The following is a 13,906-nucleotide window of genomic DNA, read 5'->3' as shown; positions in this document are numbered from 1 at the left end:
AGGGACCCCAGATGCTCGCCTACGTCGCCCGGCGACTCGCCCTGGCGATCGGCACCCTGCTGGCCGCGGTGCTGATCACCTTCCTGCTCGTCCACGCCAGCGACAGCACCCCCGGCGCGGTCCGGCTCGGTGCCGGTGCCACCCCGGAGGCCGTGGCCGCGGAGAACGAGGCGCTCGGCTGGAACCGCCCGCTGTACGTGCAGTTCTTCGACTACCTCGGGTCCCTGTTCCGGCTCGACCTGGGGAGTTCGCTCGTCGACGGCCGGGACGTCGCCGCCGACCTGGCCGACCGTCTGCCGGTCACCGCCTCCATCGCCTTCTTCGCCACGCTGCTGTCCGGGATCGTGGGAGTGCTGCTGGGCGTGACCGCCGCGGTGCGCGGCGGCCGTCTGGGCAAGGGGATCACCACCGGCAGCGGCGTCGCCCTGTCGCTGCCGGCGTTCTGGGTCGGGATCCTCCTCGTCTACCTCCTGTCGCTGCAGCTGGGCTGGCTGCCGGCGACCGGCTACGTCGAGTTCTCCGCGGACCCGGCCGCCTGGTTCCAGAGCCTGCTGCTGCCGGTGCTCACGCTCACCGTCGGTGGGGCGGCGATCGTCGCCCGGACCGCCGACGCCGGCATGCGCGAGGCGCTGACCCAGGAGCACGTCCGCACCCTGCGGGCGATGGGGACGCCGCCGTGGCGGATCCGGTACGTGCACGCCCTGCGCTACGCCAGCGTGCCGGTGGTCTCCACGCTCGGCATCCAGTTCATCGCGCTGTTCGGCGGCTCGGTGATCATCGAGAACCTCTTCGCGCTGCCCGGTCTCGGCCAGGCCAGCCAGGCCGCCGCGTCGTCGAGCGACTTCCCCGCGCTGGTCGGGGTGGTGGTCGTCGCCACGGCGGTGGTCGTCGTCATCAACCTGCTGCTCGACCTGCTGGTCGCGGCGCTCGACCCGAAGGTGCGTACCGCATGAGCGTGCTGCCCCTCGACGCGGCCGACGAGGTCGCCACCGAGCCGGTCCCGCCGGCCCGCCGCCGCCGCGGCCTGCCGTCCTTCCTGCGCCGCCCCGGCGGGGTCTTCGGCGCCACCTGGCTGCTCCTCGTCGTGGTCGCCTCGCTCACCGCCCCGCTGTGGCGGCCCTTCGAGCCGGGGCAGCAGGACACCGCGAACCGGCTGGCGCTGCCCTCGGCCGAGCACTGGCTGGGCACCGACCCGCTGGGGCGGGACCTGCTCTCCCGCATCTTCACCGCCGGGGCACTGCCGCTGCTCGCCTCGGCACTGATGCTGGTCGTCGCGTTCGGGATCGGCCTGCCGCTGGCCCTGGTCGCCGCCGAGCGCGGGCGCCGGGTCGAGCGGGTGATCAGCCGGGTGACCGAGGTGTTCCTCGCCCTGCCGGCGACGATCCTGCTGCTCGCCGTCATCGGGGTGATCGGCAACCGGCTGTACCCGGTCATGGCGATCATGGGCGTGCTGATCTCCGCCGCCGTCTACCGGGTGCTGCTCGGTGTGGCGCAGTCGGTGCGCCAGCGGCTGTACGTCGACGCCGCGCGCGTCAACGGCCTGGGCTCGCTGCGGGTCAACCTCGTGCACGTGCTGCCGTCCATGGCCACGGTGGTCGCCGTGCAGGCCGCGCAGCTGTTCGGCATCGGCCTGCTGATCGTCGCCGGCCTGGCGTTCCTCGGCTTCGGGCCCGGGGAGCCGGAGCCCAGCTGGGGCTTCATGATCCAGGACGCCTCGGGCTACATCTACAACGCGCCGTGGCTGATGGTCCCCACCGGCCTGGTGCTGGCGCTCACCGTCGTGGCGGCCAACGAGCTCGCCGACGCCCTCGCCGGGAGGGCCGCCGGCCCCCGCACGGCCCGCCGTCGCCGGCCGCTGCGCCGCGCCGTGGCCGCGGCCACCGCGGTGCCCGCCGCCCCGGCCGACGCGGAGGCGGTGCTCGACGTCCGCGACCTCACCGTCTCCGTCGACGACGGCCCCGACCTGGTCACCGGCGTCTCCTTCTCCCTGCGGCAGGGGCAGGTCCTCGGCCTGGTCGGCGAGTCCGGCTGCGGCAAGACGATGACCGCCCGCTCGCTCGTGGGGCTGTTGCCCGACGGCGTCTCGGTCACCGGCGGCTCGATCCGCTGGCAGGGCCGGGAGCTGGCCGGGCTGCCCGAGGCCGAGCTCAACCGCGTCCGCGGCCGGGAGATCGCGATGATCTCGCAGGAGCCGATGGTCGCGCTGGACCCGATGTTCTCCATCGCCTCCCAGCTCACCGGCCCCATCCGCCGGTTCCGCCGGGTCGACCGGAGGCAGGCGAAGCGGATCGCCGCGGAGCTGCTGCGCGACGTCGGCATCGTCGACGCCGAGCGGGTGCTCAGGAGCTACCCGCACCAGCTCTCGGGCGGCATGGCGCAGCGGGTCTGCATCGCGCTCGCGCTCACCGGCGAGCCGCGGCTGCTCATCGCCGACGAGCCGACGACGGCCCTCGACGTCACCGTGCAGGCGGAGATCCTGTCGCTGCTGCGGGCGCTGGTGCGCGACACCGGCCTGTCGGTCGTCGTCGTCAGCCACGACCTCGGCGTCGTCGCCGACATCTGCGACACCGTCGCCGTCATGTACGCCGGCGAGGTCGTCGAGTCCGGCACCGCCGCGGCCGTGCTGGACGGGCCGGCGCACCCGTACACGATGGCGCTGCTCGGGGCGAACCCGCACGTGCCCGAGGGCGAGCCGGTGCCCCAGCGGCTGGCCTCCATCGCCGGCACCGTCCCGCCGCCGGGCTCCTGGCCGACCGGCTGCCGGTTCGCCACCCGCTGCCGGTTCGCGGAGGAGGCGTGCACCGTGCCGTTCCCGGTGCTGCCCGCGCACGGCGAGGGAGCCGTCCGCTGCGTCCGCGTCGACGAGCTGTCCCGCGAGCACGCCGTGTGGCAGCCCGAGTCCGCCGGCGACGAAACGTCCGTCCAGAAGCCCGCCCCGACCGCCGGAGTCCCCGCATGACCGCCCCCGCCGGGACCGCGCCCGTCGCGGCCACCACCACGCCCGCCCTGGAGATCCGCGACCTCGTCGTCCGCTACGGCTCCGGCCGCAGGGCGCGGCAGGCCCCGCCGGCCATCGACCGGGTCAGCCTCGACATCGCCCCCGGCGAGACCGTCGGCCTGGTCGGCGAGTCCGGTTCGGGCAAGTCGACGATCGGCAAGGCGGTCCTCGGGCTGCAGCCGGCGACGTCCGGGACGATCCGGGTCAACGGCCAGGACGTCACCCGGATGTCGCTCAAGCAGCGCAGCCGCCAGGTCGCCGACCTGCGCGTGGTCTTCCAGGACCCGTACTCCTCGCTCAACCCGGCGCGCACCATCGGCCAGACGCTGGTCGAGCCGCTCCGGCTGATGGGCGTGACGGGCGCCGAGGCGACGGCGCGGGCGCGGCAGGGGCTGGAGTCGGTGGGCCTGCCCGGCGACGCCGTCGACCGCTACCCGTCGCAGTTCTCCGGTGGTCAGCGCCAGCGCATCGCGATCGCCCGCGCGCTGGTCTGCGACCCGAAGGTCGTTGTCCTCGACGAGCCGGTCAGCGCGCTGGACCTGTCCACCCAGGCGCAGGTGCTCAACCTGCTCGCCGACCTGCGCGACCAGCACGGCCTGGCGTTCCTCTTCATCGCCCACGACCTCGGCGTCGTCCGGTTCCTCGCCCAGCGGACGGTGGTCCTCTACCGCGGGCAGGTCATGGAGACCGGGCCGGTCGAGGCGGTCAGCCAGGCGCCGCGGCACCCGTACACGGTGGCGCTGACCGCCGCCGCGCCCGTGCCGCGCCCGGCCGAGCAGGCCGCCCGCCGCGCCGCCCGCGAGGCCGCCGGGTTCGGGACCGCCGGCGCGGCGCAGCCCGCGGCCACCGGCTGCCCCTTCGTGCCGCGCTGCCCGCTGGCCAGCGACGTCTGCGTCGAGCAGCGCCCGCCGCTGCGGCTGGTCGAGGGCACGGAGGCCGCCTGCCACCACGCCGAGTCCGTCCCCGTCCTGTGACGGCCGCACCGTCGGGTCTCCGGGTCGAGCACCTCGACGAGCCGCTCGGCACCGGGACGACGTCGCCGCGGCTGTCCTGGCGGCTGCCCGGCGGCGCCCGCGCGCAGAACGCGTACCGGCTCACCACCGACGACGGCTGGGACTCCGGCTGGGTCGACGACGACCGGCACGTGCTCATCCCGTGGCCCGGCCCGGCGCTGCGCTCCGCCCAGCGGGTCACCTGGCGGGTGCGGGTGCGCACCGACCTCGGCGAGAGCCCGGTGTCCGGGCCCGCGTGGTTCGAGACGGGCCTGCTCGAGGCGCACGACTGGCAGGTCGAGTGGATCGAGCCGGGGACCATCCCGGCCGGCCCGGCGGGGGACCGGGCGGCCGCCCTGCTGCGGTGGGAGTTCCCCGTCGACCGGCCCGTCGCCTCCGCCCGGCTGCACGCCACCGCGCAGGGGCTCTACGAGGCGTTCCTCGACGGCGCCCGGATCGGCGACGCCGAGCTCACCCCCGGGTACACCCAGTACGACCAGCGGCTGCAGGTGCAGACGCACGACGTCGGCCCGGTGGGCGAGGGCCGGCACGCGCTGGCCGTCGTCCTCGCCGACGGCTGGTTCCGCGGCCAGACCGGCGTCACCCGGTCCGCCGACCAGTGGGGCGACCGGACGGCGTTCCTCGCCCAGCTGCACCTGACCCACGACGACGGCACGGTCACCGTGCTCGGCACCGGCCCGGACTGGCGCAGCGCGACCGGGCACGTCCTCGCCGCCGACCTCGTCGCCGGCGAGCGCTGGGACCTGCGCGCCCTGCCCCGCGGCTGGGACGACCCCGGCTTCGACGACGCCCGCTGGGACCCGGTCACCGTGGTGCAGCACGGGTTCGCCGGCCTCGTGGACTCGCCGGCCCCGCCGGTGCGCCGGGTGGAGGAGCTCGTGCCCGTCTCGGTCACCCGGCTGCCGGGCGGCGCCCAGGTGGTCGACCTCGGGCAGAACGTCAACGGCTGGGTGCGGCTGACCGACCTCGGCCCGGCCGGGACGACGCTCACGCTGACCCACGGCGAGTGGCTCGCCCCCGACGGCGACGTCACGGTGGCCAACCTCGAGCCCGACCTGCCGTTCCTGCCGCACCCGCTGCCCGCCGGCCAGGTCGACGTCGTCGTCTCCGCGGGCGTGCCCGGCGAGGTCTTCGAGCCGCGCCGCACCACGCACGGCTTCCGCTACGTGCGGGTCGAGGGCCACCCGCGCGACCTCACCCCCGACGACGTCCGCGGCGTCGTCGTGCACACCGACCTGCGGCGCACCGGCTGGTTCTCCTCCAGCGACGAGCGGCTCGACCGGTTCCACGAGGCGGCCGTGTGGAGCTTCCGGGACAACGCCTGCGACATCCCGACCGACTGCCCGCACCGCGAGCGGCACGGCTGGACCGGCGACTGGCAGCTCTACGTCCCGACCGCGGCGTTCCTCTACGACGTCGCCGGGTTCTCCACGAAGTGGCTGCGCGACGTCGTCGCCGACCAGTGGCCCGACGGGACGGTCGCCAACGTCAGCCCGTGCCCGCGCGGCGAGGGCCGGGACAGCCCGGTGTCGTTCCTCAACGGCTCGGCCGGCTGGGGCGACGCGGTCGTGGTCGTGCCGTGGGAGCTGTACCGCGCCTACGGCGACACCCGCGTGCTCGAGGAGACCTGGCCGGCGGTGGTCCGCTGGCTGGACCGCACCGAGCGCGCGGCCCGCGAGCGGCGTCACCCCGAGCGCGCCGCCCGCCGGCCCGAGCCCGCGCCGCACGAGCGGTGGCTGTGGGACACCGGCTTCCACTGGGGCGAGTGGCTGGTCCCCGGCGAGGAGGTCGGCGACTTCGGCGCGTTCGTCGCCGCGGACGAGGGCGTCGTCGCCACCGCCTGGTACGCGCACAGCGCGGAGCTGGCAGGCCGGATCGCCGCGGTGCTCGGCCGGGACGGCGACGCCGCCCGCTACGCCGGGCTCGCCGCGCGGGTGCGCGCCGCCTGGCAGGCCGAGTACCTCGACGACGACGGGCGGCTGGTCTCCGACACCCAGGCCGACCACGTGCGTGCACTCGCCTTCGGCCTGGTGCCCGACGGGCTGCGCCCGGCCGTCGCCGAGCGGCTGGTCGAGCTGGTCCGCAAGGCCGGCACCCACCTGGGCACCGGGTTCCTCGCCACCCCGCACCTGCTGCCGGTGCTCGCCGACGCCGGGCACCTCGACGTCGCCTACGAGCTGCTGCTGCAGGACACCGAGCCCGGGTGGCTGGTCATGGTCGACCGCGGCTCGACGACGGTGTGGGAGCGGTGGGACGGCGTCGACGCCGACGGCGTCCCGCACGAGTCGCTCAACCACTACTCCAAGGGCGCGGCGATCTCGTTCCTGCACCGGTACACCGCGGGCATCGAGCCGGTCGAGCCCGCGTACCGCCGCTTCCGCGTCCGACCCCGCCCCGGCGGCGGGCTCACGCGCGCCGCGGCCGCGCACGAGTCGCCGTACGGCCGGATCGGGTCGGCCTGGCGGCTCGACGGCCACCGGTTCTCGCTGACCGTCCAGGTGCCCGCGGGCACCGAGGCCGAGGTGGTCCTGCCCGACGGGACCGCCACGACGGCCGGCCCCGGCACGCACACGTTCACCAGCACCGCAGAGGAGACGCGATGAGCACCACCGAGACGACCGAGTGGGCCGGCCCGGCCCGGTTCCTGCCACCGCCGCCGCCCCTCCGGCGCGAGGACGGCGCCCGGCACTTCTCCGGCGTCACCTACGCCGTCGCCTTCGGCTACCGGCCGCTGCAGCTCGACGTCTGGGTGCCCGACACCCCCGCGCCCGCGCCGCTGGTCGTCTGGGTGCACGGCGGCGCGTTCATGATGGGCGACCGCCGCTACCTGCCCGAGACGCTGCGCGAGAACCAGATCTTCGACGCGCTGCTCGACGCCGGCCTCGCCGTCGCCACCGTCGACTACCGGCACGCGCTGGAGGCGCCGTTCCCCGCGCTGCTGCACGACGCCAAGGCCGCCGTCCGGTACCTGCGGCGGTTCGCCGGCGAGCTGGGCGTCGACACCACCCGGATCGGCACGTGGGGCGAGTCGGCGGGCGGGCACGTCGCGGCGCTGCTCGGCCTGACCGGGCACCGGCCCGACCTCGAGGGCACGCACGGCGTCGTCGGGGAGTCCAGCGCGGTCGACGTCGTCGTCGACTGGTACGGCGTCTCCGACCTCGCCACCATGCCGCGGCAGGCACCGCCGCCGCAGATCGCGGCGCTGCTGCCCGAGGAGCTGCGGGGACCGCCGGAGGAGCACCTGGTCGCCGGCCTCACGGACGCCACACGCGCCGACGCCAGCCCGGTCACCCACGCGACCGCGGACGCGCCGCCGTTCCTGCTCCTGCACGGCACCGCCGACTGGCTCGTCCCCTACGCGCAGAGCGAGCGGCTGCACGCGGCGCTGCAGGCCGCCGGGGCCCGGTCGGAGCTGGTGCCGGTCGAGGGCGCCGGGCACGTCTGGCTCGGGCACGACGACGTCGACGGGATCGTCGACCGCTCCGTCCGCCACCTCGCCCACCACCTGGGCACCGCGCTGCTCGGGGACCGGGTCCGATGAGCGACGTGACCGTCGCCGCCGTCACCGCCGAGCACCACCGCGAGCCGCTCGGCATCGGCGAGACCGCCCCGCGGCTGTCCTGGGTGACCCTCACCGAGCTGCCGGGCTGGCGGCAGGCCGCCTACGAGCTGGAGATCGGCGACTGGTCCTCCGGACGGGTCCCCTCCGCCGACTCGGTGCTCGTCCCGTGGGGCGCGCCCCCGCTGACCAGCCGCGGGCGACGGGTCGTCCGGGTCCGCGTCTGGGGTGAGGGCGACGCCGAGCCGTCGGCGTGGAGCGAGGAGGTCGCCGTCGAGGCCGGCCTGCTCGACCCGGCGGACTGGACGGCGGAGCTGGTCGAGCCGGTGCTGCCCGAGCCCGGCGGCACCGGCGAGCCGGTGGCACTGCTGCGCCGCGAGTTCACCCTCGGGAAGCCGGTGACGCGGGCGCGGCTGTACGCCACCGCGCGGGGGCTGTACGAGGCCGAGATCGACGGCACGACCGTCGGCGACGACGTCCTGGCGCCGGGCTGGACCAGCTACCGGCACCGGCTGCGCTACCGGACGTACGACGTCACCGCGCTGCTCGCCGAGGGCCGGCACGCGCTCGGCGTCACGCTCGCCGACGGCTGGTACCGCGGCCACCTCGGCTTCACCGGCGGCCGGCACCTCTACGGCGACCGCACCGGCGCGTTCCTCCAGCTGGAGGTCGAGCACCCGGACGGGTCGCGCACGGTCGTGACCACCGACGGCTCCTGGCGCTCGACGCTCGGCGCCGAGACCCGCGCCGACATCTACAAGGGCGAGACGGCCGACCTCCGCCGCGAGCTCCCCGGCTGGTCCGCCCCGGGCTTCGACGACGCCGGCTGGACGCCGGTCGAGGTCGGGTCGCTGGACGTCGCGACGCTGGTCGCCCCGACCGGCCCGCCGGTGCGCCGCACCCAGGTGCTGCCGGTCCGGGAGGTCACCACCTCGCCGTCGGGGAGGACGCTCGTCGACTTCGGCCAGAACCTCGTCGGCCGCATCCGGTTCGCCCTGCCCGACGCCCCGGCCGGCACGGAGGTCACCGTCCGGCACGCCGAGGTGCTCGAGCACGGCGAGCTCGGCACCCGCCCGCTGCGCGGCGCGGACGCCACCGACGTGGTCGTCCTCGACGGCCGCGGCCCGCGGACGTGGGAGCCGCGGTTCACCTTCCACGGCTTCCGCTACGCCGAGGTGACCGGCTGGCCGGGCGAGCTGCGGCCGGAGGACCTCGAGGCCGTCGTCGTGCACACCGACATGCGGCCCACCGGCACGTTCACCTGCTCCGACCCGGACGTCACCCGGCTGCACGAGAACGTCGTGTGGGGCATGCGCGGCAACTTCGTCGACCTGCCCACCGACTGCCCGCAGCGCGACGAGCGGCTGGGCTGGACCGGCGACCTCGAGGCGTTCGCGCCGACCGCGGCGTTCCTCCACGACACCGCCGGGATGCTGCGCTCCTGGCTGGCCGACCTCGCCGTCGAGCAGCTCGAGGAGCACGGCGGCGTCGTCCCGCTGTACGTGCCGTTCGTCCCGCTGCTGCCGTTCCCCGTCGGCGCCGAGGCCGGGTGGGGCGACGCCGCCGTCGTCGTCCCGTGGGTCCTGTACGAGCGGCACGGCGACGCCGGGGTGCTCGCCGACCAGTGGCCGTCGATGACCGCCTGGATCGACGCCTTCGCGGGCGCGGCCGGGGAGGAGCTCGACTTCGCCGGGGTCCCGCTCATGCTCGGCGACTGGCTCGACCCCACCGCGCCGCCGGAGAACCCGGCCGCCGCCCGCACGCCGTGGCCGCTGGTCGCCACCGCCTACCTGGCCCGCTCGGCGCGCATCGTGGCGCAGGCGGCCGAGGTGCTCGGGGAGGACGGCACCCGGTTCACCGCGCTGGCCGAGCGGGCGGCCGGGCGCTTCCGTGCCGAGTACGTCAGCCCGAACGGCCGCGTCGCCTACCCGGCGCAGACGGCGTACGCGCTCGCCATCGCCTGCGACCTGCTCACCCCGGACCAGCGGGAGCACGCCGGCCGGCTGCTCGCCCGCCAGGTGCTCGACGACGGCTTCCACATCGGCAGCGGCTTCCTCGGCACGCCGTTCGTCACCGACGCGCTCACCGAGGTGGGCGAGGTGGCGACCGCGTACGAGCTGCTGCTGCAGCGGGAGTGCCCGTCGTGGCTGTACCCGGTGACCATGGGCGCGACGACGGTGTGGGAGCGCTGGGACTCGATGCTCCCCGACGGCAGCATCAACCCCGGCGAGATGACCTCGTTCAACCACTACGCCTACGGCGCGGTCGCCGACTGGCTGCACCGCACGGTCGCGGGCCTCGCCCCGGCCGCGCCCGGCTACCGGCGGATCCGCTTCGCGCCCCGCCCCGGCCCGGGCATCACCTCGGCGGCGGCCACCCACGAGACGCCGTACGGCACCGCGGCGGTGTCCTGGACGCTGACCGGCGGGACGGCGTTCGCGCTCGAGGTCACCGTGCCGCCGAACACGACCGCCGAGGTGGTGCTGCCCGACGGCAGCGCGCCGGTGACGGTCGGCTCGGGCCGGCACACCCTCGGCTGCGCGATCGAGGAGCCGCGGCCGGTCGAGCGGCCGAAGCCGTTCTTCGACCCGTCCGCCTCCTCGTGAGCGGCCCCCGTCCCGTCGTCCCCGGCTTCCACCCCGACCCCAGCGTCGTCCGGGTCGGGGACACGTACTGGATGGTGCACTCGTCCTTCGAGTACGCCCCGGGCGTCCCGCTGTACCGCTCGGCCGACCTCGTGTCGTGGGAGCAGGCGGGCCACGTGCTGGCCCGCCCGTCCCAGCTCGACGTGTCGGCCGCTCCGGGTTCCGGCGGGATCACCGCGCCGACCATCCGCTTCCACGACGGCCGGTTCTGGATGGTCACCACCAACCTCGCCGACGGCGGGTGGCAGACCCTGGTCACCGCCGAGGACCCGCTGGGGGAGTGGTCCGAGCCGGTGCGGATGCCGGAGGTGCGCGGCATCGACCCCGACCTGGCCTGGGACGACGACGGCACGCTGCTGGTCAGCCACGCCGGCTTCGGCGCCGGCGGCCCGGCCGGCCTGGTGCAGCAGGCGGTCGACCCGGCCACCGGTGCCGCGCTCACCGCGCGGCGGCGGCTGTGGCAGGGCACCGGCGGGAGGTTCCCGGAGGGGCCGCACCTGTACCGGGTCGGCGACCTCTGGTACCTGCTGATCGCCGAGGGCGGCACCGAGCGCGGGCACGCGGTGACCACCGCCCGCGGTCCCTCGCCGTCCGGGCCGTGGGAGCCCTGCCCGCACAACCCGCTGCTCACCCACCGCGGCGTCGAGTCACCGGTGCAGAACACCGGCCACGCCGACCTGGTGCAGCGGTCCGACGGGAGCTGGGCGGTCGTCTTCCACGGCGTGCGGCCCCGCGGCACCAGCCCGGAGTTCCACGTCCTCGGCCGCGAGACGTTCGCCGCCGAGGTGGAGTGGGCCGACGGCTGGCCGCGGCTGGGGGAGTGGCTGTCCCCGCCGGGCGGCGCGGTCGCCGTCGAGGAGGACCTCGGCGGCCCCGTCTGGGTCGCGCCCCGGCGGTTCCCCGGGGAGCTGCTGAGCCGGGTCGAGGGCGGCCGGCGGCTGACCGCGGCCGACCCGGACCCGGCGTCGGAGGACCTCGCCTTCGTGGGCCGGCGGCAGGAGCACCTGCACGCCCGGTTCCGCGCGGCGGTGCGGGTGGACGGCGTCGGCGGGCTGACGGTGCGGATCGACGCCCGGCACCACCTCGACGTCGAGGTCGCCGGCGACCGGGTGCGGGCGGTGGCGCAGGTGGGGCCGCTGCGCTCGGTCCTGGGCGAGGCGGCCGCGGGTCCGGAGGCGGTGCTGGAGATCCGCACCGAGCCCGCCACCGGCCACTTCTCCTCGACCACGCTCGGCCCGGACGTCGTCGTCGCGGGCGTCGTCGGGCCCGGCGGCTTCGCCGAGCTCGGCCGGCTGGACGGGCGCTACCTGTCCACCGAGGTCGCCGGCGGGATGACCGGCCGGCTGGGCGGCGTCTGGTGCGCCCGCGGCTCGCTCGTGGTGCGCTCGTTCGCGTACGCCGGCGCCGACGACCCGCAGGAGCTCCCGTGACCGACCTCGACGGCCTGCCCCTCGAGCGGAGGGCGGCCCTGCTCTCCGGTCAGGACTTCTGGTCCACCCCGCCGGTCGAGGAGGCGGGGCTGCCCTCGCTCGTCCTCACCGACGGCCCGCACGGCGTCCGCCGCCAGGAGGGCGACTTCGGCGGGCCCGGCATCACCCGCAACCTGCCGGCCACCTGCTTCCCGCCCGCGGTGGCGGTGGGCAACAGCTGGGACCCGGCGGTCGCCGAGCGGATCGGCGCGGCGATCGGCCGGGAGGCCCGGGCGCTCGGGGTGCACGTGGTGCTCGGGCCGGGCGTGAACATCAAGCGGTCCCCGCTGGGCGGGCGGAACTTCGAGTACTACTCGGAGGACCCGCTGCTGTCCGGCGTCCTCGGTGCGGCGCACGTGCGCGGGCAGCAGGCCGCCGGCGCGGGCGCCTCGGTCAAGCACTTCGCGGCCAACAACCAGGAGACCGAGCGCATGCGGATCAGCGCCGAGGTCGACGAGCGGACCCTGCGCGAGATCTACCTGCCGGCCTTCGAGCGGGTGGTCACCGAGGCGGCGCCGGCCACGGTCATGTGCGCCTACAACAAGGTCAACGGCGTCTACGCGTCGCAGAACCGGTGGCTGCTCACCGAGGTGCTGCGCGAGCAGTGGGGCTTCGACGGCGTCGTCGTCTCCGACTGGGGAGCCGTCGACGACCGCGCCGCCGCGCTCGCCGCCGGGCTGGACCTGCAGATGCCCGGCGACCGCGGCGCCGGCAACCGGCGGGTGGTCGAGGCGGTGCGGGCCGGGGAGCTCGACGAGGCGTACGTCGACGCGAGCGCCGCCCGGGTGGCCGCCCTCGCCCGGTACGCCGGCGGGCCCGCCGGGGAGGTCGACGCCGAGGCGCACTGCGCGCTGGCGCGCGAGCTGGCGGCGGAGTGCGCGGTGCTGCTGCGCAACGAGCGGGGCACCCTGCCGCTGTCCCCGGGCACCCGCGTGGCCGTCGTCGGGGAGTTCGCCCGCACCCCGCGCTTCCAGGGCGGCGGCAGCTCGAACGTCACCGCCACGCGGGTCGAGTCCGCGCTCGACGCGATGCGGGAGCTGGCCGGCCGGGAGCTCCCGTTCGCGCCCGGCTCCGCCTCCGACGGTCCTGGCGACGACGCCGCGGCGCTCCGGGAGGAGGCCGTGGCGCTGGCCCGCGACGCCGAGGTCGCCGTGGTCTTCCTCGGCCTGGCCGACGCCGACGAGTCCGAGGGCTTCGACCGGACGACGATCGACCTCCCCGCCGCCCAGGTCGAGCTGGTCCGCGCGGTGGCCGCCGCGGCGCCGCGCACGGTCGTCGTCCTGTCCCACGGCGGGGTGGTGTCGCTGGAGGGCTGGCACGACGACGTCGACGCGGTCCTCGACGGCGCGCTGCTCGGGCAGGCCGGCGGCGGCGCGCTGGCCGACCTGCTCTACGGCGTCGCGAACCCGTCGGGCCGGCTGGCCGAGACCGTCCCGCTGCGGCTGGAGGACTCCCCGAGCTCCCTCTCCTTCCCCGGCGAGCAGGGGCGGGTCGTCTACGGCGAGGGCGTGCTGGTCGGCTACCGCGGGCTGGTCACGCAGGGCCGGGCGGTGCGGTACCCGTTCGGGCACGGGCTCTCGTACACGGCGTTCGCGACGTCGGACCTGCGGGTCGAGCTCACCGGCGCCGACACCGCCACCGTCTCGGTGACGGTGACCAACACCGGCGACCGGGCCGGCGGGCACGTCGTCCAGGTGTACGTGTCGACGACGGCCGGGCCGGTGCGCCGCCCGCTGCGGGAGCTGCGGGCGTTCACCAAGGTGGCGCTCGGGCCGGGGGAGAGCCGCGAGGTGGTGCTGGAGCTCGGCCGGCGGGCGTTCGCCTACTGGGACGTCGTCGAGTCCGGCTGGGTGGTGGCGCCGGGGGAGTACGCGGTGCAGGTCTGCGACGACGCGGAGACCGTGCTCGCCGCGGAGACCGTGACCCTGGCCGGGGACGACCTGGTGCGGGTGCTGACGATGGACTCCTCGGTCGCCGAGTGGTTCACCCACCCGGCCGCCGGCCCGGCGCTGGTGGAGGCGCTCACCGCGACCATGCCCGCCGACGCCGCCTCCCCCGCCGATCAGGCGGTGGTGCTGCAGATGATCGGCTCGATGCCGATGCGCCGGTTCGCCACCGACTTCGGCGCCGCCCTGCCGCGGGACCTGCTCGACCGGCTGATGGCCGAGACCGCCGCCGCCCGCTCCGCCCGCTGAACGCCGGTGGCCCGGGACCGCGCGGGT

General features: G+C 76.3%; 8 protein-coding genes. All 8 read left to right on the top strand.

Going from position 1 to position 13,906, the window contains the following annotated elements; translation table 11 throughout:
• Window positions 1-11 precede the first annotated feature (11 nt).
• From ACI8AB_RS19095 to ACI8AB_RS19060, 8 genes are read left to right on the top strand one after another with little or no spacing between them, the layout of a single operon-like run.
• Window positions 12-953 (top strand): ABC transporter permease, encoded by a 942-nt coding sequence (locus ACI8AB_RS19095; RefSeq protein ID WP_456951408.1) that lies wholly within the window; start codon window positions 12-14, stop codon window positions 951-953.
• The gene (locus ACI8AB_RS19090; RefSeq protein WP_456951407.1) at window positions 950-2,959 is read left to right on the top strand and encodes a dipeptide/oligopeptide/nickel ABC transporter permease/ATP-binding protein; all 2,010 of its coding nucleotides are present in this window, start codon (window positions 950-952) and stop codon (window positions 2,957-2,959) included. Before ACI8AB_RS19095 ends, ACI8AB_RS19090 begins: the two co-directional genes overlap by 4 nt.
• Window positions 2,956-3,972: an ABC transporter ATP-binding protein gene (locus ACI8AB_RS19085; RefSeq protein WP_456951406.1), complete on the top strand. Its 1,017-nt coding sequence runs from the start codon at window positions 2,956-2,958 to the stop codon at window positions 3,970-3,972. Before ACI8AB_RS19090 ends, ACI8AB_RS19085 begins: the two co-directional genes overlap by 4 nt.
• The gene (locus ACI8AB_RS19080) at window positions 3,969-6,614 is read left to right on the top strand and encodes a family 78 glycoside hydrolase catalytic domain (RefSeq protein ID WP_456951405.1); all 2,646 of its coding nucleotides are present in this window, start codon (window positions 3,969-3,971) and stop codon (window positions 6,612-6,614) included. Before ACI8AB_RS19085 ends, ACI8AB_RS19080 begins: the two co-directional genes overlap by 4 nt.
• A complete protein-coding gene (locus ACI8AB_RS19075; protein WP_456951404.1) occupies window positions 6,611-7,552 on the top strand; it encodes an alpha/beta hydrolase fold domain-containing protein in 942 nt (313 codons plus the stop codon). Before ACI8AB_RS19080 ends, ACI8AB_RS19075 begins: the two co-directional genes overlap by 4 nt.
• Window positions 7,549-10,176, top strand: a complete 2,628-nt coding sequence (locus ACI8AB_RS19070; RefSeq protein WP_456951403.1) for a family 78 glycoside hydrolase catalytic domain — start codon at window positions 7,549-7,551, stop codon at window positions 10,174-10,176. The genes ACI8AB_RS19075 and ACI8AB_RS19070 overlap by 4 nt, the downstream gene beginning before the upstream one ends.
• Entirely contained in the window at window positions 10,173-11,645 is a 1,473-nt protein-coding gene (locus ACI8AB_RS19065) for a family 43 glycosylhydrolase (RefSeq protein ID WP_456951402.1), read from the top strand. The genes ACI8AB_RS19070 and ACI8AB_RS19065 overlap by 4 nt, the downstream gene beginning before the upstream one ends.
• The gene (locus ACI8AB_RS19060; protein ID WP_456951401.1) at window positions 11,642-13,879 is read left to right on the top strand and encodes a glycoside hydrolase family 3 C-terminal domain-containing protein; all 2,238 of its coding nucleotides are present in this window, start codon (window positions 11,642-11,644) and stop codon (window positions 13,877-13,879) included. Before ACI8AB_RS19065 ends, ACI8AB_RS19060 begins: the two co-directional genes overlap by 4 nt.
• Window positions 13,880-13,906 lie beyond the last annotated feature (27 nt).

It is taken from the genome of Geodermatophilus sp. SYSU D00698, from assembly GCF_054050335.1.
This window is presented reverse-complemented; position numbering and strand designations above follow the sequence as displayed.

Bases quoted from the DNA above. Each gene is read 5' to 3' on its own strand.
- ACI8AB_RS19095 (WP_456951408.1), top strand. From the start codon at position 12: ATGCTCGCCTACGTCGCCCGGCGACTCGCCCTGGCGATCGGCACCCTG.
- ACI8AB_RS19090 (WP_456951407.1), top strand. From the start codon at position 950: ATGAGCGTGCTGCCCCTCGACGCGGCCGACGAGGTCGCCACCGAGCCG.
- ACI8AB_RS19085 (WP_456951406.1), top strand. From the start codon at position 2,956: ATGACCGCCCCCGCCGGGACCGCGCCCGTCGCGGCCACCACCACGCCC.
- ACI8AB_RS19075 (WP_456951404.1), top strand. From the start codon at position 6,611: ATGAGCACCACCGAGACGACCGAGTGGGCCGGCCCGGCCCGGTTCCTG.
- ACI8AB_RS19070 (WP_456951403.1), top strand. From the start codon at position 7,549: ATGAGCGACGTGACCGTCGCCGCCGTCACCGCCGAGCACCACCGCGAG.